The sequence below is a fragment of the Dactylosporangium sp. NPDC051485 genome (assembly GCF_040682015.1).
Taxonomy (GTDB): Bacteria; Actinomycetota; Actinomycetes; order Mycobacteriales; family Micromonosporaceae; genus Dactylosporangium.
The window spans coordinates 1-23,455 of sequence record NZ_JBFAZW010000115.1 but is presented as its reverse complement, the minus strand read 5'-3'; the positions used below and the strand labels follow the sequence as shown (position 1 = coordinate 23,455).

Below are 23,455 nucleotides of genomic sequence, written 5' to 3'. Positions count from 1 at the left end.
CCAGGTTGCCGGCGAGCAGGTTGGCGGTAGCCTGCTTGAGGTACTGATCTGCGCGCTACAGAGGGCAACTCACGGATGACGGCTGTAGATGACGAAGCATTCCTGGGGGCGTTTCGCGCCTTTGCTGGGCATGGCCTTCTTGTCGAGTGGTGCGACACGAGGTCGCATGTGTTGAGTGGGCTCGCCGTTGGAGATCGATCATGATCGGGACGTAGCCCCAGGCTAGTGCTCGATGCCTGTCCCCGCTCGGACGCGCGTCGCTGGTGACGGCAGTGGCGAAGCTTCGGGTTCAAGGCCAAGGGCTGTCGCGATGCGCAGCGCTCGGTTTGTCGTCGAGCCGGCGGGCGCGGCGGGCGAGTTCGCGCACGGCCGCCCATTGCCGCCGGGGCGAGATAGGTTCAAACGGTGACTGTGACGCCAGATCAGCCCCTGGACCTTCCCGGCACGGTCGGGGAGCTCCGCGCCTCCGGCCACCGCTTCCGCACCGTCAAGGAGGAGCTGCGCGAGAACCTGCTCGCCCGGCTGCGCACCGGCGAGCCGCGCTTCCCCGGCATCGTCGGCTACGAGGACACCGTGCTGCCCGAGCTCGAGCGGGCCATCCTCGCCGGGCACGACCTCGTGCTGCTCGGCGAGCGCGGCCAGGGCAAGACCCGGGTCATCCGCGGCCTGGTCTCGCTGCTGGACGAATGGACGCCGGTGATCGCCGGGTCCGAGCTCAACGAGCACCCCTACGAGCCGATCACGCCGGCCTCCCGGCGGCTGGCCGCGGAGGCCGGCGACGCGCTGCCGGTCGACTGGCGGCACCGGTCGCTGCGCTACGGCGAGAAGCTCGCCACCCCCGACACCAGCGTCGGCGACCTGATCGGCGACGTCGACCCGATCCGGGTCGCGCAGGGCCGCACCCTCGGCGACCCCGAGACCATCCACTTCGGCCTCGTGCCGCGCACCAACCGCGGCATCTTCGCCGTCAACGAGCTGCCCGACCTCGCCGAGCGCATCCAGGTGTCGCTGCTCAACGTGCTGGAGGAGCGCGACATCCAGGTCCGCGGCTACCAGCTGCGCCTGCCGCTGGACGTGCTGCTCGTGGCCAGCGCCAACCCGGAGGACTACACCAACCGCGGGCGGATCATCACGCCGCTCAAGGACCGCTTCGGCGCCGAGATCCGCACGCACTACCCGCTCGACCTCGAGCTGGAGATGGATCTCGTACGGCAGGAGGCCCAGCTCGTCGCCCAGGTCCCCGACCACGTGATCGAGGTCCTGGCCCGCTTCACGCGGGCGGTGCGCGAGTCGCCGGCCGTCGATGCCCGCTCCGGCGTCTCCGCCCGGTTCGCGATCGCGGCCGCCGAGACCGTGGCCGCCTCCGCGCTGCGCCGGGCCGGGCTGCTCGGCGAGGAGCGGCCGGTGGCCCGCATCGGCGACACCGTCTCGGTCACCTCGACCCTGCGCGGCAAGGTCGAGTTCGACAGCGGCGAGGAGGGGCGGGAGATCGAGATCCTCGCCCACCTGCTGCGCACCGCCACCGCCGACACGTTCCGGGCCCGGCTCGCCGGGCTCGACCTGTCCGGCTTCACCGACCTCGTCGCCGAGGACCAGGTCGTCGAGACCGGCGAGCTGGCCGGGGCCGACGAGATCCTGCGCCAGGTCGGCACCGTGCCGGGGCTGGCCAAGGTCCTCGAGCGGCTCGGCCTCGGCGACGCCCCGAGCCGCGGGGAGGCCGCCGCCGGCGTCGAGTTCGCCCTCGAGGGCCTGCACCTGACCCGGCGGCTGTCCAAGGACCTCACCGACGACGGCCGCACCGTGTACGGAGGATGACCTTGCGGCACAACAGGTTCCGCTACGGGGCGTGGCGCGGCGGGCCCGACCCGCTCGCCCCGCCCTACGACGTGCGCGCCGCCGTCGACCAGGTCGGCCAGGAGGTCCTCGAGGGCGGCAGCCTCCGCGAGGCGCTGCGCAACCTGCTGCGCCGCGGTCCGCAGGGCGAGCGGGGCCTCGACGACCTGCTCGCCCGGGCCCGCCGGATGCGCCGCGACGCCATGCGCCGCGGCCGGCTCGACGGGGCGGTGACCCGCGCCCAGCAGCTGCTCGACCAGGCCCTCGCGACCGAGCGCGACGCACTGTCCCAACGGGACACCGACGACGCCCGCTTCGCCGAGGCCCAGCTCGACGCGCTGCCCCGCTCCACCGCTCGGGCGGTGGCGGAGCTGGCGCAGTACCAGTGGAGCTCGAACGAGGCCCGCCAGCTCTACCAGCAGATCCTCGATCAGCTCCGCCAGGAGGTCGTCGAGCAGCGCTTCCAGGGGATGCAGCAGGCGCTGCGCGACCCGGAGTCGCAGGCGGCGATGCGGGCCATGCTGCAGGATCTCAACGCGCTGCTGGACAAGCACGCCCGCGGCGAGCACACCGACGACGCCTTCGCCGAGTTCATGAACCGCCACGGCGACTTCTTCCCGGAGAAGCCGGCCGACATCGACGAGCTCATCGACGCCCTGGCCCGGCGGGCCGCCGCGGGGGAGCGGCTCATGCGCTCCCTGACCCCGCAGCAGCGCGAGGAGCTCGAGCAGCTCATGGCCCAGTCCCTCGGCGACCTCGCCGGCGAGATGGGCCGGCTCACCGACAACCTGCGGGCGCTGCGGCCCGGCCTCAACTGGGGCCGGGGCGAGCGGGTCCGCGGCGAGCAGGGGCTGGGCTACGGCGACGCCGCCGGGGCCCTCGAGGAGATCGGCGACCTCGACGACCTGCTCGACCAGCTCGGCCAGGAGCACCCCGGGGCCACCCTCGACGACGTCGACGTGGAGGCGGTCGAGCGGCAGCTGGGCCGCGCCGCCGCCGACGACGTGCGCCGCCTGCGCGAGCTGGAGCAGCAGCTGCGCCGGCAGGGCTGGGTCACCCGCGGCGCCGACGGGCTCACGCTGAGCCCCAAGGCGCTGCGGCGGCTCGGCGGCACCGCCCTGCGGACCGTCTTCGCCCAGCTGCACGCCGGCCGGCAGGGCCAGCACGACCTGCGCGACGCGGGCGCCGCCGGGGAGTTCACCGGGGCGTCGCGGCGGTGGCGGTACGGCGACGAGCAGGCCCTCGACGTGGTGCGCACCATCGGCAACGCCGTGCGCCGCCAGGCCTCGGGCGGGGCGGCGACCCTGCCGATCGCGCTCGACGTCGAGGACTTCGAGATCGCCGAGACCGAGCGGCGGGTGTCGGCCGCCGTCGCGCTCTGCGTCGACCTGTCGTTCTCGATGATGGCCGACGGTCGCTGGGGCCCGATGAAGCAGGCCGCCCTCGCCCTGTCGCACCTCGTCGCGACCCGCTTCCCCCAGGACGCGCTGCAGATCGTCGGCTTCGGCCGCTACGCCCAGCGGCTGAGCCAGGAGGAACTGGCCGCCGTCGAGCCCGACATGGTGCAGGGCACCAACCTGCAGCACGCGCTCAAGCTCGCCGCCCGGCACCTGCGGCGGCACCCGGCCTCGGACCCGGTCGTGCTCGTCGTCACCGACGGCGAGCCGACCGCGCACCTGCTCGAGGACGGCAGCGCCACCTTCATGTGGCCCCCGACCCGGGAGACGGTCGCGGCCACCGTGCACGAGGTCGACCAGCTCACCCGGTACGGCGCGGTGATGAACATCTTCATGCTCGGCGAGGACGCGGGCCTGCGCCGGTTCGTCGACGCCGTCGCCCGGCGCAACGGCGGGCGGGTCTTCACCCCCGACGCCGACGACCTCGGCCGGTACGTGGTCTCCGACTACATCCGGGCCCGCCGGGGCCGCCGAGGGTGATCCGTGTTTGGCGGCCGCGGGGACGGGGGTACCAGATCCACATAGATCGGTACCCCTACCCCCCCCCGGGAGCTGACATGATCGTCCTCGGTCTCATCCTGTTCCTCCTCGGCCTGTTCCTGCACGTCGGGATCATCGAGACGATCGGCGTCGTGCTGCTCGTCGTCGGTGCGGTGCTGTGGATTCTCGGCGCGATGGGGCGCCCGCTGGCCGGCCGCCGCAACTGGTGGTAGGCGCGGGCATCGCCCAGCGGCAGTGCGGTGCGGCCGGCGCTCCAGGGAGGCGCCGGCCGCACCTTGTTGCGCCTTGTGAATCTGGCCTTCTGGCCATAATGTGGCGAGTGTGAGCGTGCGCCGTTTCGCGTGGGAGCTGCTGCGGCTGATCGTGCGCGGCCAGGGGCGCCGCCGGCTGTACTTCGTCCCGGTCCCCGCCGACGCCGCCCTGCGCGCGCGCCTGGACCAGCACCTGGCCGGCGCCGAGTGGGTGGCCCGCACGGTCACCGCGCCGGCCGGCGCCCCGTTCGCCGTCGCGGTGCTGCTGGTGCAGCGGCCGGGCTGACCGGTACGGCGGCCGGGCCGCATTCGTACGGCAATTGTGCGCGATTCGGCGGGCCGCACCCGCGCACAGATCGCGGACAATTCCCGGGCATTTGATCTCTTGCCATCGGCGGCCGCGCTGGCAACGATCTCCCGCGGCGCACAGCCCCGTGCGCCGGATCGCCAGATCAAAGGAGATCGCGATGATCAAACCCCCGCGTCGCCGGCCGCGCCCCGGCTGGCCGGCGGCGCTGCTGCGGACCGCCCTGCTCGAACTGGCCGCCCAGGCGGTGGTCTCCGCCGCCGCGGTGCTCGCCCTCGCCGCCGGCCTCGGCTCCTGGGGCGTTGCCACCGTGCTGCTGGCCGTCGCGGCCGGGGCCCTGCCCGCGGCCCGGTGGGTGGGCCGGGACCACGCCGAAGTGGGAGCCCCCCGCTGCAACGAGGGGCCCCCTTCCCCAGACCGATGAACCCGTAGGAGACAGGCCGGACCGGGAGCCTGCGGCGGATGCGGCGACGTTACCGCATCGTTGCGCACCGCCACAGGCCCTGGCGGCCCGGTTCACCGAGGCGGGTATCCAAAGACGCCCGCCGATGCGGCCGGTCCGCCCCACCCGGTCCGGCGCCAGCCCGCGCCGTACGGCCCGCTCCGCCTCCACCGCATGGATGATGCTTGTACGGTGATCAGATCAATCGTTGATCGCCAATGTGTGTGGCGGCGGGCGGGAATTTGCCGGACATTTCCTCTGGCGCCGTCCCGCGCCCCGATGGCACGATTCGGCGGTCGGGAGGCACCGGTCGGCTGCAAACGACCGGCGCACGCGGGAGACCCCGGCCGCAGACCGCGACGAACACAGGAGACAGGCCATGGCACACCCGCGCCGGCTCCACCCTGCCCCGGACCACCCGAGGTGACCGGGCGCCGCGGGCCCAAGCACAAGCCCATCCACGGATGGAGCCCGGAGGCCGGGTTCGCCCGCGAGCTGCGGAAGCTGATGGCCGGTGCCGGCTGGCCCACCCGCGCCGAGCAAGCCAAGCGGGCCAACTTCAGCGCCAGCACCATGTCGCAGGTCGACACCGACGCCGTCCTGGGCACCTGGGAGCACGTCGAGGGCTACCTGAAGGGCTGCCGCGCCACGCCCGCGGAGATCGAGCGGTGGCGGCCACGGTACGCCGAGGCGGTCGCGCACAGCGCCCGCTTCCGGCCGGCCCTGGACGACGTCCGCGACCGCGAGGAGCTGCGGCAGCGCTGCGCCGCGCTGCTCGACGAGCTGGGCACGGACCGCGACACCCGCCGCGAGCGCGCCCGCCGGGCCGCCGCCAGTGGCTTCGCCGACTTCATGGACAGTCCCGTCCCCGACGACGCCGGGCTCGACGCCCCCACCGAGCACGCCCTGCGCTGGACCGTCTACCTCGGCGGCGGCGCGTACGACGCCGTGCACCACTGGGCGGAGCACTTCCGGACGCTTCCGGAACGCCGGGTCCCGCCGCCACCGCCCCCGCCGAAACCGGAGCCCGTGCCGGCGCCGTCGCCCCGGCGGGTGGCCGCGCTCGTCGGCGCCGGCCTGCTGCTGGTGCTCGTGTCGAGCGGGGTGATCGTCGCCCTGCGCTCGTGGCGCGGGGACGCGGCGTCCCTCGAGGCGGTGGGGCCGGGCACCGGCTCGGTGCCGCCGACCCGCGACCCGGCGCCGCCGCCCGGGACCGCCGAGGCCCGACTGCTGCACCTCGCCGAGCAGGCCGGGCGGGCGGCCCCCGGGCCGGGCGGGCACTTCCGCTGCGTGCACCGCACCGCCTGGACCGTCGAGGCCACCGACCCGGGCGCGGCCGAGGAGCGCCGGGACGAGACGGTGTGCTGGGCCGAGGACGCCGGCGGGCGGCGCCTGACCAGCGTGAGCCGCGCCGGGGCCGCCCCCGTGCCGGACGAGCACGAGGACCTGCCGCCCGGCCCGCCGCCCGGGCCGGCGCCGTCCACCGACCCGCGGCAGCTGACCGACCTCGTCACGCGGCAGCGGTCCAAGGCCGACGGGGCGGTGCCGGCGCTGCTGCTGTGCATCGACATCGCCGACTCGTACCCATTCGAGCCGGCCCAGCAGGCGGCCCTGCTGCGCATGCTGGCCGGCCAGGACGGGCTCGCGCCGCGCGACCAGATGCTCGACCGCGAGCAGCGGCCGGGGATCGCGATCAGCGCCGACGGGCGCGACGGCAAGCGGGTCACCCTGATCTTCGCGCCCGCCGACGGCCGGCTGCTCGGCGCCCGGATCTCGACGCCGGTGCCCGCCGCGGGCGGCGCGCCGAACGTCGAGGAGGTCGCCTACGTCTGGTCCGGCCGGTCCGACGCGCTGCCTCAGCAGTAGCGGTAGACGTCGGTGGCCCGGTTGCGGTAGGGGCTCGCGTCGCCGCGGGCGCGGGCGTCGGCGCTGACCGTGAACAGGTAGGCGCTGCCGTCCCAGAACTGCACGCCGCCCTTGCCGATGTTGTAGTACGCCGATTCGACCCGGTCCTGCCAGCCCCAGTACGCCAGGCTCTGCCAGCCGCAGGAGGACAGCTTGCCCCGCGGGTAGCCGAAGTCCGGGCGGTCGTAGAAGCAGAACCAGCCCGCCGGGCAGTCGACGATGGCGTCCTGCTGCGCCGGGGCGGCCAGCGTCACCACGAAGGCGCCCCCGTCGTAGGCGATGCCGGTCCCGCCGAGCGGGTGCCCGCCCGGGTGGGCGGCGAGATAGGCGGCCACGTCGGCCGTCACGGGCGCGCCCGCGGCCGTCCCGGCCAGCGCCAGCGCGGCCACCAGGCCCGCACACACTCTCCACATGGATGCCCCCTCTTCAGGTTGGGGTCACCGTACGTGTCCGTGCCGACGCGTGACGATACCGCTTCATACTGCGACATGAATGAATGTGCGCCGGGGCTGCGCGCAGCTCAGCGCCGCCGCCTCGAATTGTGCGGGAATTGGCCGAACCGGCTGGCCGCACAATTCGGCGGGCCCAGGATCGTACGGACCGTAACGTTCACCCGGCGTGCAAGTTGCAGGTCAGCGCCGGCCGAACCAGCGGCGCCGCCGCGGCGGGGCCGGCGGCGCGGCGGCCCCGGTCGCCCCGTGCTCCCGGTGCCGGGCCAGCACCTCGCGGGCCAGCGACGACACCTCCGGCACCATGTCCGGGGTGATGAGCACCAGCTCGGCCAGGGACTCCCGGATCGTCACCACCCGGTGCCGGGACTGCTGCACCGCCTCCAGGAACCGCCCCCCGACCACGCCGCGCACCTCCGCCCGCCCGGCCGGGTCCAGCCAGGCCGCGACGACCAGGGCGAACAGTGCCGCCTCGGCGGTCCAGTCCTCGACCCCGAAGGCGATCCCGGTCAGCAGCGCCCGGGCCCGGCCCGTGTCGCCCGGCGCCGCACCGGCCCGCAGCTGCTCGCAGTGCAGCAGGCCCAGGCAGGCGTACACCTGCGCGGCGCGCTCCCAGACGCCGTCGGGGAAGCGCGGGTCGGTGCCCGCGGGCGGGTGCACCAGCAGCGACAGCAGGTCGCCGGGGCCGAGCTGGCCCAGCGGCAGCGCCCGGTCGTAGGCGGCGACGGGGTTGGCCCACACCGGCGACACGATCCGGTCGAGCACCTGCCGGGCCCGCTGCGGCGGCGGGGCGAGCGCGGGGCGGGCGAGCAGCCCGTCGTACACCCACAGCACCGTGCCGTCGGGGCGCTGCGGCCCCACCATCTCCGCCGGCGGATCGCCCTCGATCGTCAGGCGCAGGCCCGGCAGCTCCCGCCGCACCACGGCGAGGGCGCTGGGCACCTCCAGGGCCGACACGCTCGCCGTGCCGGTCATCGCCCGGTCGCCCCGGTCGATCTGGTGCAGCAGCCGGATCACCGACTCGGCCGGCCCGCCCACCATGGACAGCCAGGTGCGGCCCCGGCAGGCCCCGTCGAGGTCGGTGTGCTCGTGGCTGGTCGCCGGGTGCTCGCGGGCGTAGTCGACCAGGCCGACCAGGTGGGCGACGTCGCGGTCACGCTGGAAGCGCAGCCGGGCCGCGGTGTGCACCGCGCAGTCGTAGTCCGGCGCCCGGCGCATCGCCGTGTCGAGCAGGTCGATCGCCTCGTCGAGGCGGCCCGCGTCGGCCAGCCAGCTGGCCATGTCGGCGCACAGGTCGACCTCGCCCGGCTCGGCCAGCCAGGCCTGCCGCATCACCTGCAGCGCCGGGTCGAGCCGGCCGTCGGCCTTGAGCGCGTAGGCGTACCACACCGAGGTGAGCTTGTCCGGGCGCAGGCGGTGGCCGTGCGCGCCCCAGCGCACCGCGTCGGCCAGGGCGCCCGGCGACAGGGCGGTGAACCGGCGGGCCAGCCCGGCCGCGGCGCCGTGCAGCAGCGCGCTGTCGCGGTGCGCGGCGGTGGCCCGGCGGGCCAGGTCGAGGTACACCTCGTTGGCCACCGCGACGGCGTGCTCGGCCGGGTCGCCGAGGCGCGTCATCACCGTGACGAACAGCCGGGCCAGCTCGTCCGGGTCGAGCCGGCGCACCGGCACCGCCCGCACCCAGCTCACGTCCGCCCACGGCAGGGCCGGGTCGAACCGGGTCGCCTGGGCGAGCATCCGCAGCCCGCCCATCGGATCGTGGCGGCCCTGCAGGTGGGCCCGGGCCACCACGGTGCCGATGAACGCCGGCTGCTCCAGCCCGAACAACTCCAGGGCGCCCTCGTCCCCGGCCCGCGCGGCGAGGGCGGCGAGCAGCTCGTGGACCTCCGGCAGCCCCGGCGCCCACGCGATCGCCCCGGCGACGTGACCGGCGGCGTGGGCGAGATCGTCCCCGGCGAGCGCGAGGCGGGCCAGCGCCAGCTCGCCGTGCGCCTGCGCGACAGGGTCGTCCCGCTGCTCGCCCCCCGCGGGCCGTTGCTCACTCACGGCGTGAGGGTAGTCGCACCGGCCGATTCCGGTGGACCGGCCCGGCCGTGCCCGCTGGCACCCCGCGCCTCAGGACGGTACCGACGCGGGGGCTTCGGGGTCCTTGGCCGGGCGGCGGGTGTAACGGGCGGCCAGGAACGCGCCGCCGACCAGGCAGAGCAGGACGCACGGGATGCCGTAGAACAGGCCCGGGAACGTGCCGACGCCGGGCTGGTGCACGCCGACGTGGCCGAGGTAGGCGGCCAGGGCGGCGAGGGCCACCACGGCCGGGAACGTCTCCCAGCGCCGGCGGCGGGCGGCGGTGACCGCGCCGGTGACCAGCACGGTCAGCGCGACGGCGACGATGACGTACGGCCCCGGATCGAACGGCGGCGGCTGGCTGGCCAGGCGCGGGACCGGGTCGAAGAAGCAGCAGCCCTCGCCCGAGTCCGGGCCGCCCAGGCGGGTCCAGCGGCCGTCCGGGGCGCGGCGCAGCAGGCCGTCGCGGCCGTTGGCGACGTAGACGACCTGGCCGCCGCCGGCCGGGTGGGCGACGACCGAGCGGGAGACGAGGTGCCGCGCCGGGTCGCCGAGGTCCGGGTACGCGCGGACGAGGGCGTCGTAGTCGGCGCCCTCGACCTGCCAGGCGGTGGTGAAGGTACCGCCGCCGTCCTTGCTCTCGTCCACCCGCAGGCGGTCGCCGACGACGCGGTAGCAGGCGTCGCCGGCGCATGACCGGGTGCGCGGGCCGCCCGGCGCCTCCTCGGCCGGCCCCTCGCCCGGGTCGCCGTTGTCGTCGACGGTCCAGGTCTCCTCGCGGCCCCATCGCAGCATGTGCACGACCACCGTGCCCGGCTTGGCGGCGTCGACGACGGCGGTCACCTCGCCGGCCTGCCGCAGGTTGCGGCGGGCGAGATCGTCGTTGCAGGACCGCAGGCCCAGCGCGGCCAGCCCGACGGCCACCAGCGAGACCAGCACGAACCCCCGTTTGCGCATGCGTCGATGATCACGGGGCGCGGCAACGACGGCGTCACGGCCGCGTCTCGGAAGACCTCCGTGTACTGCCGGGTTCCTCCGAACGTCGTGCACCTCACCATCGTGAAGCGTGACCTTCGAGACCGCGGGTTGATCCGGGCCGCTCGGTCTAGGTGGTTGCAGGAGCAACCGGCTTCAGACGCTTGCGCTCGACAACGCTTGTTGCCGTCACCACACTCAGCGGCGGCACGTCCTTGGCGACAACGGCGCCCGCGCCGACGACCGAGCCGCGACCGATGGTCACTCCAGGGGTGATCGTGGCTCCGGCGCCGATCCACACATCGTCCTCGATGACGATGGGCGCGTGCGTGATGAAGTCGTACCGTTCGTCGAGCTCGACCGGGTGTCCGGCCGTGCTCAGCGTCACTCGGGGACCGATCAGGACGCGGTCACCGATGGTGATGCCCCCGTAGTCGAGGAAGAAGCATCCCTGATTGATGAACACGCGCTCACCGAACGATGCGCCAAGCCCGTAGTCGCAATAGAACGGGGGCAGGATGGACAGCGAGTCAGGGATCGGTTTGCCGAAGATCTCGGTCAGCACCGCCCTTCGCGCGTCGAGGTTGTCAAACGGCAGCATGTTGAGGCGCGAGGTCAGGTTCATGACGAGCTGCACGCGCTCCGCGAAGGCTCGTGACTCAGGCGTGCGTGCTCGTAGGCGTTGCTCGTTGCGCACGACGCGATGCTGGCACAGCGAGTCCGGAACCCGGTGACGACCCACCGGCAGGGAACGCGGCTATCTGTGATACGGGTTCGCATCGCACGGCTTCGGCGCGCACAGCGTCGGGGAGGTTGAACGTGGTGTGTCAGTCGGGGCGATACGTGCCCAACACCCTCGTGACGGTGACGACGATCACGACGCGTTCCGGATTGACCCGTGGCGTTTTGTACCGCGCCGCGTACCTGTCCTCGGCGTCCTTGACCGCCTCCCCGCTGCTGACGATCTCCGCTCTGCCCTCCAGGGTGCTCCACCGCCGCCCGTCGATCTGGCAGATGGCGACCTGTGGGTGGTGCCCGATGTTGCGGACCTTCTGCGACGTGCCGGACGTGATGATCCGGGCCGTGTTCGTCGCGGCGTCGTAGGTGGCGCCCACCGGCACCGTGTGCGGGGTGCCGTCGCGGCGGATGGTGGTGAGCGTGCACAGGTGCCGCTCGGCCCAGAACTCCTCCAGCGGCGTCATGACGTGGTCACCTTGCCGTTGTCGACCTCGATGTGCCGGTTGGTGCGCACCGCGGCGAGCATCTGCCGGTCGTGGGTGACCAGCAGCAGCGTGCCCGGGTAGCTGTCCAGGGCCGACTCCAGCTGCTCGATCGCCGGCAGGTCGAGGTGGTTGGACGGCTCGTCGAGGACCAGCAGGTTCACGCCCCGGCCCTGCAGCAGGGCCAGGGCGGCGCGGGTGCGCTCGCCGGGGGAGAGGCTGGCGGCGGGCCGCAGCACGTGGTCGGCCTTCAGCCCGAACTTGGCCAGCAGCGTGCGCACGTCGGCCGGGTTCTGGTCCGGCACCGCGACGCGGAACGCGTCGAGCAGCGACTCGCCGCCCTCGAACATCCGCCGGGCCTGGTCGACCTCGCCGACGACCACGCCGGGGCCGAGATGGGCGCGGCCCTCGTCCAGCGGGATGCGGCCGAGCAGGGCGCCGAGCAGGGTGGTCTTGCCCGAGCCGTTGGCGCCGGTGATCGCGACCCGGTCGGCCCAGTCGATCTGCAGGTCGACGGGGCCGAGGGTGAAGGCTCCCCGCCGTACCGTTGCGGCTTGCAGGGTTGCCACCACCGCACCCGCGCGCGGCGCGGCGGCGATCTCCATCCGCAGCTGCCACTCCTTGCGGGGCTCCTCCACGGCGTCGAGGCGCTCGATGAGCCGCTCGGTCTGCCGGGCCTTGGCCGCCTGCTTCTCCGTCGACTCGATCTTCTTCGACTTGCCGATCTTGTCGTTGTCGGACTGCTTGCGCCGGGCGTTCTTCACCCCCTTCTCCATCCAGGCGCGCTGCATGCGGGCCCGCGCCTCGAGGCCGGCCTTCGCGTCGGCGTACTCGTCGTAGCGCTCCCGGGCGTGCCGTCGGGCGGTGGCGCGCTCCTCCAGGTAGGCGTCGTAGCCGCCGCCGAAGAAGTTGACCTGCTGCTGGTGCAGGTCCAGCTCCAGGATCCCGTTCGTGGTGCGGGCCAGGAACTCGCGGTCGTGGCTGACCACCAGCACCGACTTGGTGCGCTGGCCGCTCACGAACGCCTCGATCCTCTCCAGGCCCTCCAGGTCGAGGTCGTTCGTCGGTTCGTCCAGGAGCAGGATGTCGTACCGCGAGAGCAGCAGGCTCGCCAGGCCGGCGCGGGCCGCCTCGCCGCCGGACAGGGCCGTCATCGGCAGGTCGAGGTCCACCGCCAGGCCCAGGTCGGCGGCGACCTCCCCGGCGCGTTCGTCGAGGTCGGCGCCGCCGAGGGCGAGCCAGCGCTCGAGCGCGACGGCGTACTCGTCGTCGGCCCCGGCATCGGTGCCCAGGGCCTCGGCGGCGGCCTCCATGCGCTCCTGGGCCTCGGCGACGCCCGTGCGGCGGGCCAGGAACTCGCGCAGCGTCTCGCCGGGGCGCCGGTCCGGCTCCTGCGGCAGGTACCCGATCGTGGCCGTCGGCGGGTTGAGCTGCACCGCCCCGTGCTCCAGCGGGATCAGCCCGGCCAGGGTGCGCAGCAGCGTGGACTTGCCGGCCCCGTTCACCCCGACCAGCCCGATGACGTCGCCGGGCGCCACCACCAGGTCGAGCCCGGTGAACAGCGCCTTGTCGCCGTGCCCGGCGGCGAGATCCTTGACCACGAGTGTTGCTGCCACGCGCGAGAGCCTCCGTCTTTCTGTCGTACCCCCCGGCTAGGGTCCTTGCTCAGGGAGTAGCGTGAATTCTGAAACGCGAACGGATCGAAACGGTGAGCCTTTCACCTGGGCAAGATCTGGAGCACGGACTTGAGCACATCCGCACCGCCGGCAGCCCCGGCCGCCGAGGATACCGCCCTGACCCACCGGCAGATCGTCACGATCCTCGTCGGGCTCATGATGGCGATGTTCCTCGCCGCGCTCGACCAGACCATCGTGTCCACCGCGATGCGCACGATCGCCGACGACCTCGGCGGCTTCTCGCTGCAGGCGTGGGCCACCACGGCGTTCCTCATCACCTCGACGATCTCCACGCCGCTGTACGGCAAGCTGTCTGACATCTACGGCCGCAAGCCGTTCATCCTCTTCGCCATCGGCATCTTCATCGTCGGCTCGGTGCTGTGCGGCCTGTCCCACTCGATCTACCAGCTGGCCGCGTTCCGGGCTGTGCAGGGCATCGGCGCCGGCGGCCTGTTCTCCCTGGCGTTCGCCATCATCGGCGACGTGGTGCCGCCCCGGGAGCGGGCCAAGTATCAGGGCTACTTCCTCGCCGTCTTCGGCACCTCCAGCGTCCTCGGCCCGGTGCTGGGCGGCTTCTTCGCCGGCACCAACGAGATCCTCGGCTTTGCCGGCTGGCGCTGGATCTTCTACATCAACGTGCCGATCGCCCTGGCCGCGTTCCTCGTCGTGATGCGGGTGCTGCACATCCCGCACCGCCGCCAGGACCACCGCATCGACTGGCCGGGCGCCCTCGCGCTCGTCGTCTGCCTGGTGCCGCTGCTGACCGTGGCCGAGCAGGGCCGCGAGTGGGGCTGGGGCTCGGGCCGCTCGCTGCTCTGCTACGGCATCGGCTTCGTCGGCCTGGTCCTGTTCCTCGTCGCCGAGAGCGCCTACAAGGCCGAGGCGCTGCTGCCGATGAAGCTCTTCCGCGGCCGCACGTTCTCCGTCGCCTCCATCGCCAGCTTCGTCCTGGGCATGGCGATGTTCGGCGGGCTGCTCACGCTGCCGCTGTACCTGCAGATCGTGAAGGGTGCCACGCCGACCGAGGCCGGCCTCATGCTCCTGCCGCTGGTCCTGGGCATCATGACCGGCTCGATCGTGTCCGGCCAGACCATCGCCCGCACCGGCCGCTACCGCGTCTTCCCGATCATCGGCTCGATCCTCATGCTGGCCGCGCTGGCGCTGTTCTCCCGCATCGGCGCCGACACCCCGCTGTGGCGCACCATGCTCATCATGGGCCTGATGGGCCTGGGCCTGGGCGGCAACATGCAGCCGGTGATCACCGCCGTGCAGAACGCCGCCAACCCGCGTGAGATCGGCGTCGCCACCTCGACGGTCACGTTCTTCCGCTCGATGGGCGGCACCCTGGGCGCCGCGGTCTTCCTGTCGGTCCTGTTCAGCCTCCTGCCCAACAAGATCAACGACGCCTTCACCGCGGCCAAGTCGACCCCGGCCTTCCAGGGCGCGGCCCGCGCCCACCCCGACCAGGTCGCCGAACTGCAGAAGGTCGCCACCTCGGGCTCCTCCAGCTCCCTGAACAACACCGCGTTCCTGGACAAGCTGGAGGCCGTGCTGGCCCACCCGATCAAGGTCGGCTTCTCCGGCTCCATGTCGGTCGTCTTCCTCACCGCCGCCGGCATCATGGTCGTCGGCTTCCTGGTCATCCTCTTCCTGCCGGAGATCCCGCTCCGCTCGATGTCCGCCGCCCAGGCCCGCGCCGCCGAGGACGCCGCTGGTGCCGGCCCCGCCCCGGACGCCGCGGCCACCCCGGCAACGCCGCCCACCGTCCCCGCCACCGCCGAGAACCCCGCCGCGCCAGCCTCGGCCACGCCGGCATCGCCGGTCTCCGCCCCGCCGGCGCCGCCCGCGTCGTCGGTCGCGTCGGCCTCGCCTGCTCCCGCCGGCGAGCTCCCGGATGGCGGGCCGTCCCCGAACGGCGGGAATGCGTCGTCCCCGTTCGTCGACCCGGCCCCGGCGGGCGGCGCCCACGAGGCCGACGACGTGGCCGCCCCGCGCGGCAACGGCCACAACCCGGCCCACGCCCTGCAGGGCGGCGCCCACGAGGCGGACGGCGAGGCCCCGGCAACGGACACCGAGCCCCGCCACGCCCGCTGACCCTCCGCACCGACGTCACGTTCCACCCTCGGCCCAGGCCCGGCGCTCACCCGCCCGGACCTGGGCCGATCCCTTCCCGACTCGACGTCTAAGCAGGCGTCCAGCCGGAGGCGCGCAGGCGGGTGGCGTCCATGTGCGGGATGGGGCCGGCCGGTGCGTCCGCGGTAGTGCGTCGGGCGCCGCGGCCGACTCCGTCCGTCTCCGCGCTGGGTCCGTCTCCGTGCCGCGCCTGCTGTCGGCCCGCGAGCCCATGCCACCCTCGCGGCAGTCCCCGGGCGAGTCGCCGGTGCAGGTGCGGCAGCGGCGTGCGTTGCCGGTGGTACTGCGGCGGCCTCCGCTCGTGAGGCCGCCCGGCGCGGCGCCGGCGACACTTCCGGCATCCATGCGACCACCTAGTTTCCTAGGATGCCGTAGCGGGTGTGGCGCGGCGGAGGGCGGTGGTCGAACATCGACCGCATGGCGAAGGGGGCGGCGGGAGCCGGTAACGCCGCCGTGCTCGACGGCGAGGACTGGCGGGGCGGCTTCCTCGTCGGGGTCGGTGGCGTGCGGTTCGGCCGGCGGGGCGTGGCGCGGTGACGGGGATCGCCCGGATCCTCGAGGCGCTCGCGCGCGAGCACGGGCTGCCGGACGGCGAGCTACGGCCCGTGGCGGCCGGACAGCAGACCGTCAACTAACCGGGGTGGCCGGTGGAACTTCGGGTCGCCGCACCGTCCGCGGGCCCTCGCCTGGGAGCTGTCCCGGCTGGCCCTGGACCCGCGGACGGTGGCGCACGGCGGCGACTGGGAGCGCGGGTACCTCGCGTTTCTCCAGGCGTACCGGGACGAGCACCCCGGCGGGCGGCCGCCGCGCGGAGCTGGCTCGTGTACACGGCGGCGTCGACGTACCCGTTCGACCAGCTCCTGGTGGGTAGTCGGCGACCTGTGGCGGTACGCCCGGGAGCGGCAGGCCGCAGTCGAGGCGCTCCTGGGTTATGACCTAGTTTCCTAGGATGCCTTAGCGGGTATGACCGGCGGCGAGCCAGGCACGTAGTCGGCCGCGGCGGACTCGACGACCCAGGCGGGCGGCGGCCACGTGCGGGATGGGGCCGGCCGGTGCGTCCGCGGTAGTGCCCAGGGCCGCGGCGGCCGGCCGAGCCCGCCCTGGCCACGCTGGACGAGGGGGAGCGGGCGGCGCTGCGCAAGGTCGTCGAGCGGATGCAGGCGCCGCCAGTGCCGTGCGGGAGGTCAGTTCGCGCTGCGCCAGTGCATGCGGGTGATGAGGACGCGGGCCTCCTCGGCGACCTCGGCCTCGACGGTGACGGCGTACTCGCCGGCCTGCAGGGAGCTGCGGGAGGTGAAGTCGCGGCGGCCGCCGGTCATGGCGTGGGCGGTGGCGCCGAAGACGGCGCCCCACAGGGCGCCGATCACGATGGTGGTGAGCAGGATGCCGACCCAGTTGGCGGTGCTGAACAGCGTGAAGAGGATGCCGACGAACAGGCCGAACCAGGCGCCGCCGGCCAGGCCGGCGACGGCGGCGCGGCCGGTGGTGAGGCGGCCCAGGACGTGCTCGACCAGGCGCAGGTCGGTGCCGATGATCGCGGTGCGCGCGACCGGGAAGCCGTTGTCGGAGAGGTAGTCGACGGCCTGCTGGGCGCCGGCGTAGTCGGCGAAGCGGGCCACGGTGACGGTGCTGCGGGGCAGGGCCGCGCGGTCGTGGGCCGCCGGGCCGAATGCGGGTGCGGGCGTGGGTGCCGGGGGCTCGTCCGGCGTTGGGGTCGTCATGCGGGCCAGGGTAGGGCCGCCCGGGGTGTCCCGCCCGGTATCGGCCGGGGAATTTCTCAGGGGAGGTTCAGGGCGTCACCCGAGGTCGCCGGGGCGCCGTGACGGGCAACCTTGCCGGCATGAGCGAGATCAAGCGGCTGCGCCGCTCGCGCGAGGACCGCACCGTGGCCGGCGTGCTCGGGGGCATCGCCGAGTACCTCGGCACCGACCCCACCATGGTCCGGGCGGTGTTCCTGCTGACGATCCTGCTCACCGGCGGCGTGGCGGTCCTGGCGTATCCGGCGCTGTGGCTGGTCATGCCGGAGGCGCCGCCCGTGCCGGTGAGCTCCGCGCCGAACGATCACCTGACCCATGACGCGTGAGTGATCGAGGGTCGTGGGGCGGCCGGTGCCGGTGGCCCAGGCCCGAGGGTCAGCGCGGCCAGTCGCGCAGGCGTTCGCGCAGGGCGGCGATCCGTCCGGCGTCGAGGCCGTAGAAGGCGAAACGGCCGTCGTCGAGGCGGTCGAGGTACCGGCCGGCGGCCACGACGTCCTCGTGCTCCAGGGCCGGGTCCTGCCGGCGGGCCAGCTCCAGCAGCTCGCCGACGCTGTAGCGGTCCAGGGCGGCGGCGACGTCGATGTAGTCGCGGACCTCGCGCCGGTTGACCAGCGCCGCGACCTTCGTGGCGATGAGGTCCTCGAGGTGCATGACGGGGCCGACGTCCATCATGACGGGGCTGTGGCGCCGGTCGAGGCGGGAGAGGGTCAGGCGTACCGTGCGGACCCCGTCACCGACGGTGAACTCTCGCTGGTCGAAGCCGGCGAACAGGTCGAGCAGGTCGTCGGCCTCCTCCTCGTGGACCGTGTACCCGGCCTCGCGCAGGGCCGCGACCACCGCGTCGGCCGCGAGGCCCGCCGCGCCGTCGGTGTCGGTGAACAGGTCCACGTCCTCGGTGGGGCGCTCGACGAGGCCGTTCATCAGCCAGGCGAACCCGCCGCCGAGGACGAACCCGTGCCGTTCGGCGACGGTGAGGGCCACCCGGGCGACGTCGGTGTAGAAGGACGAGATCACCGGGCGCGCAGGGCCGGGTGCCGGGCCTCCCAGGCGCGGCGCACCCCGTGCGGCAGGTTCAGCTCCGGCCACACCTGCACCAGCAGCTTCCGGTTGAGGAACCGGCGCAGCTCGTCGTGGCGGATCGCCTCGCGCAGCACGTTCTCGTACATCCACAGCAGCAGGTCGTGGTTGTCGAGGTCGAAGCGGCGCTGCGGGTTCCACATGAGCCGCTGCGGCAGCTCCACGACGCCGCGCACCGGCCCGCGCAGCTCCTCGAGGGTCCGCGCGACCAGGGCGGGCCGGTGCGGCCGGGCGAGATACGCCACCGGCCCGCGTGCCGACTCGTCCTGCATGGCCCGAAGTGTACCCGGGCGCCGCATGGCGCGGGCCATACGGCCCGCGGTGCCCGTCAGCGACTGTCCTGCCGCGGGATGACCACCTCGCGGAAGAGCAGCTGCACGGCCGCCACCACCGGGATCGCGACGAGCGCGCCGACCACGCCCATGAGGGCCACGCCGACGAGGACGGACAGGATGGCGGCCAGGTCGGAGACCTTCACCGCGCGGCGCATCACCGTCGGGTAGATGGCGTAGTTCTCCACCTGCTGGTAGATGACGAAGAACACCACGCAGGCGATGCCGGCCGGGATCGACGTGGCGAACCCGACGATGCTCACGACCACCGCGCCCAGCGTGGCGCCGATCTGCGGGATCAGGTCGGTGATGGCGACGAGGACCGCGAGGGCGTACGGGTACGCGATGCCGACGATGAGCAGGAACACGAACGACGCCAGGCCCGCGACCACGGCGATGGCCAGGGCGCCGCCGAGGTAGGCGCCGACCTTCGTCAGGATCTCGTCGCCGAGCAGCCGGACCCGCTCGCGGCGGCTGGCCGGGACGAGCCGGTAGCCGCCCTCCTTCAGCCGGTCGAACGCGGCCATGAAGTACACCGTCAGGATGATCACGGTCAGGATGTTGAACAGCGCCGAGAACGCGACCTGCACGCCGCCCCACACGCCGCCCAGGGCCTTCGTCACGTTGCCCGGGGTGGCGACGTTCTTGAGCTGGTCCAGCAGCTGGTACTGCTCGTTGAGGTCGTTGAGCTGGTTGTTGCGGCGCAGGTTGTCGATGTACGTCGGCAGGTTGTCGACGAGGTCGTTGCTCTGCTGCACCAGCGGCGGGATGAGGGCCACGACGCCGCCGCACAGCAGCAGCAGGGCCCCGACGCCGACCACGGCGACGGAGAGCGCGCGGGGCAGGCCCCACTTGCTCAGCCGTACCACCGCGGGGTTGAGGCCGATCGCGAGGAACATCGCGATGAAGATGAGGATCAGGATCGAGTGGATGTTCTGCACCGCGAGGTAGGCGCTGTAGGCCAGCAGCAGCCCGAGACCGGCGGTGAAGCCGATGATGAGCGGCGAGCGGCGCATCGGCGGCCCGGGCCGGCCGAACCGCGGCGGCGCCTCCTGCACGATCACCACGTCGACGTCGACCTCGACCTGCGCCGGCCCGACGCGCGATGGCTCGACGCGTGACGGCTCGGCCTGCGGCGGCTCGACCTGGGGCGAGGGGGCCTGCTGCACCTCGTCCTGCACTGTGAACTCCCTGCGAAGAGACGGTCTTGAGGCAGGGTACCGGGTGGGCGCCAGGGCGGGCGGCTAGCGTATGGATATGGCAGATCTCGTCTACCCGCCGGTCATCGCGTTCGCGAGGACGCTGTTCCGGCTCCTCGACATGAAGATCACGATCGAGGGGGAGGAACACGTGCCGGCCGACGGGGGTGCCGTCATCGCCTGCAACCACGTCTCGTACCTCGACTTCATCTTCTGCGGCCTCGGCGCACGCCGCTCCAAGCGTCTCGTGCGGTTCATGGCCAAGGACTCGATCTTCCGGCACCGCATCGGGGGGCCGCTCATGCGTGGCATGCACCACATCCCCGTCGACCGCGACGCCGGCATGGCTTCCTACAAGGCCGCCCTCGCCGCGCTCAAGGACGGCGAGGTCGTCGGGGTGTTCCCGGAGGCGACGATCAGCCCGTCGTTCACGGTCAAGGAGTTCAAGAGCGGCGCCACCCGGATGGCCGCGGCGACCGGGGTGCCGGTCGTGCCGATGGCGGTGTGGGGCACCCAGCGGCTCTGGACGAAGGGACGGCCGAGGGACCTCACCCGTCGGGGGGTGGCGATCACCATACTCATGGGCGAGCCGTTGCGCCCGCAGCGGCGTGACAATCAAGATGCGGTGACCGCAGAGCTGCGCGGCCGCATGGCGGCCCTGCTGGACCGGGCCCAGCGGGAGTATCCGCAGGCGCCAGCAGGCCCCGAGGACACCTGGTGGCTGCCTGCCCACCTGGGCGGTACCGCGCCGGCTCCCGAAGTAGTGGAGGCCAAGTGACCAAGGAGCCGACGGACCTGCTCGTGCTACTACGCGAGCTCGAACCCGTTGTGGAGGAGAACCTCAACCGCCATCTGGCCACGGCCAAGGAGTGGTTCCCGCACGAGTACGTGCCGTGGAGCGAGGGGCGAGACTTCGACGGCGTCCTCGGCGGCATCGCGTGGGAGCCCGACCAGTCGAAGCTGTCCGAGGTGGCCCGGGTATCGCTCGTGGTGAACCTGCTCACCGAGGACAACCTGCCCAGCTACCACCACGAGATCGCCTCCACGTTCGGCCGGGACGGGGCCTGGGGCACGTGGGTGCACCGGTGGACGGCCGAGGAGGGCCGGCACGGCATCGCCATCCGCGACTACCTGCTCGCCGCCCGCGCCGTGGACCCCGTGGCCCTCGAACGGGCCCGGATGACGCACATGGAGAGCGGCTTCCGCAACGCCTACGACGGGCTCGTCGAGTCCATCGCCTACGTGTCGTTCCAGGAGCTGGCCACCCGGGTGTCGCACCGCAACACCGGCACGATCTCCGGCGACCCGGTGTGCGAGCAGCTCCTGGCCCGGGTCGCGGCCGACGAGAACCTGCACATGATCTTCTACCGGAACCTGCTCGGCGCCGCGTTCGACCTCGCCCCGAACACCACGATGCGGGCCGTGACCCGGGTCGCGACCAGCTTCCAGATGCCCGGGCACAGCATCGAGGGCTTCGGCCGCAAGTCGGTGCAGATCGCCAAGGCCGGCATCTACGACCTGCGGCTGCACCACGACGACGTGCTCGTGCCCGTGCTGCGGCAGGTCCGCGCGCTGGACCGGGACTTGAGCGGCGACGGCGACGCCGCCCGCGACGAGCTGGTCGCGTTCATGACCGACCTCGACACCCAGGCGGCGCGGTTCGTCGAGCGCCGTGACGCCCAGCGGGCCCGCGCCCTGGCCTGACACCCCCGCAGTCGTACGTCCCGGAGCCCCCGGCCCGCCAAGGGCACGGGGGCCCGGTTGCCTTCCGTGAGCGTTGCAGTAGGCTGCGACGACCGTTCCGTGCCCGTCACTGCCCGTCTGACCGTTTTCGACGTGTCTTGCGGGCCGCGGCACGGCGCGGGATTTCACTCCCCGTATCGGAAGGCAGCATCGCCATGGCCAGACGCGTCATCCATGAGCTGATCGACGACCTCGACGGCGGGCTCGCCGACGAGACCCTCAGCTTCGGCCTCGACGGCGTGCAGTTCACCATCGATCTGTCCGCGAAGAACGCCGCGGATCTCCGCGACGTGCTCGCGCCGTTCGTCGCGGCGGCGACCAAGCTCGGCCGTACCCCGGCCGCGGTGCCGCCGTCGCGGGGCGGCCGGCTCCGTCCGGTCCTGTCGGCCCGGGCGGAACGGGAGCAGAACCGGGCGATCCGCGAGTGGGCGCAGAGCAAGGGGCTCGAGGTCTCCGACCGCGGCCGGATCCGCGCCGACATCGTCGAGCGGTTCCACGCCGAGGCGGGAAGCTGAACCCGGGGGCGCCCGCCCGAAGGGCGCCCCCAATCGCCAGACGGTACGTCCCAGTGATATGTCCCAGAGATATGTCCCAGTGATGGGAAACACAGCACGGCCATGGCGCCGACCGCGGGGAGCGGCGCCATCGCGAACCCAGTGACACCCGAAACGTCGGGCACTTCGTGCCGCATCCGGTCAGGCCCGAAGTCCCGAGCGGCCGGCGCGCCCGATGAGACCAACACCTGCTCGGCCGCCTGTGTCCAGTCAGGCCCGAGGTTCCGTGCGGCCGGCGTGCCCCAGCGAGATCAACGCCGGCTCGGCCGCCCGCGTCCGGTCAGGCCGGAAGTTGCGAGTCAGGCCGGAAGTTCCGTGCGGCCGGCGCGCAGCCGGGTGCGGGCCAGCGCGCCCAGCGACACCAACGCCAGTGCGGCCGCGGCGATGCCGGCCACCGTGCCGACGGCGGGCGCGGCGACCAGCGCCGGCAGGGTGCGGACCGCGATCGCGCTGCCCAGGGCCCGCGTCGAGGCGCTCCAGGCCAGCACGGTGGTGACGGTCCCGGGCCGGGCCCGCCGGGCCAGCCGGGCGTCCATCCCGCCCTCGAACGCCGTCATGCTCAGCCCCGACAGGAACTGGGCCAGGAACAGGCCGGCGACGTGGGCCGGGGCCAGCAGCCAGCCGGCGAGCATGCCGACACCCCACAGCGGCCACAGCACCGGGGCCGGCAGCCGCAGCCGGCCGGCGCGGTCGACCGCCCACGACGAGAGCAGGCAGCCGGCGCTGAACGCGGCGGCCGCGCCCGCCACGGCGTGCCGGCCGTGCAGCTCGGTGGCGAGGGCCACGGACAGCAGCGTCGGGCCGGCGGCCAGGAGCATGACGCCGCTGCCCGCGGCGAGCACGGCGAAGGGGAGGCCTGCCGTCTTCGCCGCGGTCTCGGCCCGGCGCCGCTCGACCCGGGTCGGCCGCTCGACGCCGTCGCGGCGGTCGACCGGCAGGGCCCGGGGCGCGTTGCGCGGGGAGGACAGCACCCGGGAGCGGCGCGCGGCGAGGATCGTCGGCAGCAGGCTCAGCCCGTAGACGACGAAGACGGCGGCGAGGGCGACGCGGTGCAGGGGCAGCAGCGCGGCGACGCTCGCCCCGGCGGCCTCCACGGCGGCGATCGACAGGGCGTAGCGGGTCATGGCGCGGGGGCGGGCGTCGACGGCGGCGACCTCGGCCCGCATCGCGGCGAAGCCGGCGTAGGCGGCGACGTGCATGAGGGTGACGCCGGCGGCGACGAGCCGGCCGTCGACCCCGGCCAGCAGCGCGGCCAGGGTCGCCACCCGCAGCGTGGCCTCGGTGGCGCCGGCCAGGTACAGCAGGATGCGCCCGTGCAGGTGCCGGGCCAGCCAGCCGGTGACCGGCGCGGAGAGCACGACGCCGAGGAGCATGGCCGCGTTGCACAGGGCGGCCATGGCCAGGCCGCCGCGCTGGGTGGCGACGAGGTTGAACAGCGTCCAGCCGAGGGCGAGGCCGAACGAGTCGACCAGGCCGGACACCAGCAGCTCGCGCAGCCGGCCGGCGCGGCGGCGGCCGCCGGTCAGTGAGGCGCGGTGACGCGACCGGTGCGGCGCGGCCGCATGCGGGTCGGCCCCATCGGC

The 23,455-nt window shown here is 73.7% G+C and carries 22 protein-coding genes; 11 read left to right on the top strand and 11 right to left on the bottom strand.

Annotation, left to right across the window (positions count from 1 at the left end; all coding sequences use genetic code 11):
- The first annotated feature begins 405 nt into the window (after nucleotides 1-405).
- The 6 genes from AB0M46_RS42340 to AB0M46_RS42315 all read left to right on the top strand — a co-directional run bounded on the left by AB0M46_RS42340 (nucleotide 406) and on the right by AB0M46_RS42315 (nucleotide 6,657).
- Nucleotides 406-1,815, top strand: a complete 1,410-nt coding sequence (locus AB0M46_RS42340; protein ID WP_363345607.1) for a sigma 54-interacting transcriptional regulator — start codon at nucleotides 406-408, stop codon at nucleotides 1,813-1,815.
- Nucleotides 1,812-3,770: a VWA domain-containing protein gene (locus tag AB0M46_RS42335; protein WP_363345605.1), complete on the top strand. Its 1,959-nt coding sequence runs from the start codon at nucleotides 1,812-1,814 to the stop codon at nucleotides 3,768-3,770. The genes AB0M46_RS42340 and AB0M46_RS42335 overlap by 4 nt, the downstream gene beginning before the upstream one ends.
- 77 nt (nucleotides 3,771-3,847) lie before the next feature.
- The gene (locus tag AB0M46_RS42330; protein WP_363345603.1) at nucleotides 3,848-4,003 is read left to right on the top strand and encodes a DUF6131 family protein; all 156 of its coding nucleotides are present in this window, start codon (nucleotides 3,848-3,850) and stop codon (nucleotides 4,001-4,003) included.
- A 109-nt stretch (nucleotides 4,004-4,112) separates the two neighbouring features.
- Nucleotides 4,113-4,328, top strand: a complete 216-nt coding sequence (locus AB0M46_RS42325) for a hypothetical protein (protein ID WP_363345601.1) — start codon at nucleotides 4,113-4,115, stop codon at nucleotides 4,326-4,328.
- Nucleotides 4,329-4,509: 181 nt separating this feature from the next.
- Complete coding sequence (locus AB0M46_RS42320) at nucleotides 4,510-4,773, top strand: hypothetical protein (protein WP_363345599.1); 264 nt, start codon at nucleotides 4,510-4,512, stop codon at nucleotides 4,771-4,773.
- A gap of 441 nt (nucleotides 4,774-5,214) precedes the next feature.
- Nucleotides 5,215-6,657, top strand: a complete 1,443-nt coding sequence (locus tag AB0M46_RS42315) for a hypothetical protein (protein WP_363345597.1) — start codon at nucleotides 5,215-5,217, stop codon at nucleotides 6,655-6,657.
- Here the strand turns inward: AB0M46_RS42315 and AB0M46_RS42310 are convergent.
- The 6 genes from AB0M46_RS42310 to AB0M46_RS42285 all read right to left on the bottom strand — a co-directional run bounded on the left by AB0M46_RS42310 (nucleotide 6,648) and on the right by AB0M46_RS42285 (nucleotide 13,017).
- The gene (locus AB0M46_RS42310) at nucleotides 6,648-7,109 is read right to left on the bottom strand and encodes a peptidase inhibitor family I36 protein (protein ID WP_363345595.1); all 462 of its coding nucleotides are present in this window, start codon (nucleotides 7,107-7,109) and stop codon (nucleotides 6,648-6,650) included. The genes AB0M46_RS42315 and AB0M46_RS42310 overlap by 10 nt on opposite strands.
- Before the next feature lie 219 nt (nucleotides 7,110-7,328).
- Entirely contained in the window at nucleotides 7,329-9,188 is a 1,860-nt protein-coding gene (locus AB0M46_RS42305; protein WP_363345593.1) for a tetratricopeptide repeat protein, read from the bottom strand.
- 69 nt (nucleotides 9,189-9,257) lie between these two features.
- On the bottom strand, nucleotides 9,258-10,163 hold the full coding sequence (locus AB0M46_RS42300) for a hypothetical protein (RefSeq protein ID WP_363345591.1): 906 nt from the start codon (nucleotides 10,161-10,163) through the stop codon (nucleotides 9,258-9,260).
- Nucleotides 10,164-10,311: 148 nt separating this feature from the next.
- Nucleotides 10,312-10,878, bottom strand: a complete 567-nt coding sequence (locus AB0M46_RS42295; RefSeq protein ID WP_363345589.1) for a sugar O-acetyltransferase — start codon at nucleotides 10,876-10,878, stop codon at nucleotides 10,312-10,314.
- A gap of 130 nt (nucleotides 10,879-11,008) precedes the next feature.
- Nucleotides 11,009-11,383: a PPOX class F420-dependent oxidoreductase gene (locus AB0M46_RS42290; protein ID WP_363345587.1), complete on the bottom strand. Its 375-nt coding sequence runs from the start codon at nucleotides 11,381-11,383 to the stop codon at nucleotides 11,009-11,011.
- Entirely contained in the window at nucleotides 11,380-13,017 is a 1,638-nt protein-coding gene (locus AB0M46_RS42285) for an ABC-F family ATP-binding cassette domain-containing protein (protein ID WP_363345585.1), read from the bottom strand. Before AB0M46_RS42285 ends, AB0M46_RS42290 begins: the two co-directional genes overlap by 4 nt.
- 129 nt (nucleotides 13,018-13,146) lie before the next feature.
- Here AB0M46_RS42285 and AB0M46_RS42280 point away from each other — a divergent pair, with 129 nt between their 5' ends.
- Nucleotides 13,147-15,171, top strand: a complete 2,025-nt coding sequence (locus tag AB0M46_RS42280; RefSeq protein ID WP_363345583.1) for an MDR family MFS transporter — start codon at nucleotides 13,147-13,149, stop codon at nucleotides 15,169-15,171.
- A gap of 1,223 nt (nucleotides 15,172-16,394) precedes the next feature.
- Here AB0M46_RS42280 and AB0M46_RS42275 read toward each other — a convergent pair.
- Nucleotides 16,395-16,931: a general stress protein gene (locus AB0M46_RS42275; protein ID WP_363345581.1), complete on the bottom strand. Its 537-nt coding sequence runs from the start codon at nucleotides 16,929-16,931 to the stop codon at nucleotides 16,395-16,397.
- A 119-nt stretch (nucleotides 16,932-17,050) separates the two neighbouring features.
- Here AB0M46_RS42275 and AB0M46_RS42270 point away from each other — a divergent pair, with 119 nt between their 5' ends.
- Complete coding sequence (locus tag AB0M46_RS42270) at nucleotides 17,051-17,293, top strand: PspC domain-containing protein (RefSeq protein WP_363345579.1); 243 nt, start codon at nucleotides 17,051-17,053, stop codon at nucleotides 17,291-17,293.
- A 49-nt stretch (nucleotides 17,294-17,342) separates the two neighbouring features.
- Here the strand turns inward: AB0M46_RS42270 and AB0M46_RS42265 are convergent, their stop codons facing one another.
- From AB0M46_RS42265 to AB0M46_RS42255, 3 genes are read right to left on the bottom strand one after another with little or no spacing between them, the layout of a single operon-like run.
- The gene (locus tag AB0M46_RS42265; RefSeq protein ID WP_363345577.1) at nucleotides 17,343-17,981 is read right to left on the bottom strand and encodes a nucleotidyl transferase AbiEii/AbiGii toxin family protein; all 639 of its coding nucleotides are present in this window, start codon (nucleotides 17,979-17,981) and stop codon (nucleotides 17,343-17,345) included.
- Entirely contained in the window at nucleotides 17,978-18,316 is a 339-nt protein-coding gene (locus tag AB0M46_RS42260; RefSeq protein ID WP_363345575.1) for a hypothetical protein, read from the bottom strand. Before AB0M46_RS42260 ends, AB0M46_RS42265 begins: the two co-directional genes overlap by 4 nt.
- A gap of 56 nt (nucleotides 18,317-18,372) precedes the next feature.
- A complete protein-coding gene (locus AB0M46_RS42255) occupies nucleotides 18,373-19,443 on the bottom strand; it encodes an AI-2E family transporter (RefSeq protein ID WP_363345633.1) in 1,071 nt (356 codons plus the stop codon).
- 190 nt (nucleotides 19,444-19,633) lie between these two features.
- Here AB0M46_RS42255 and AB0M46_RS42250 point away from each other — a divergent pair, with 190 nt between their 5' ends.
- The 3 genes from AB0M46_RS42250 to AB0M46_RS42240 all read left to right on the top strand — a co-directional run bounded on the left by AB0M46_RS42250 (nucleotide 19,634) and on the right by AB0M46_RS42240 (nucleotide 21,833).
- A complete protein-coding gene (locus AB0M46_RS42250) occupies nucleotides 19,634-20,353 on the top strand; it encodes a lysophospholipid acyltransferase family protein (RefSeq protein ID WP_363345573.1) in 720 nt (239 codons plus the stop codon).
- Entirely contained in the window at nucleotides 20,350-21,279 is a 930-nt protein-coding gene (locus AB0M46_RS42245; protein ID WP_363345571.1) for an acyl-ACP desaturase, read from the top strand. The genes AB0M46_RS42250 and AB0M46_RS42245 overlap by 4 nt, the downstream gene beginning before the upstream one ends.
- A 194-nt stretch (nucleotides 21,280-21,473) precedes the next feature.
- Entirely contained in the window at nucleotides 21,474-21,833 is a 360-nt protein-coding gene (locus tag AB0M46_RS42240) for an Lsr2 family protein (RefSeq protein ID WP_363345568.1), read from the top strand.
- 338 nt (nucleotides 21,834-22,171) lie between these two features.
- Here the strand turns inward: AB0M46_RS42240 and AB0M46_RS42235 are convergent.
- Nucleotides 22,172-23,455 (bottom strand): hypothetical protein (locus AB0M46_RS42235; protein WP_363345566.1); only part of this gene is annotated, 1,284 nt, incomplete at its 5' end.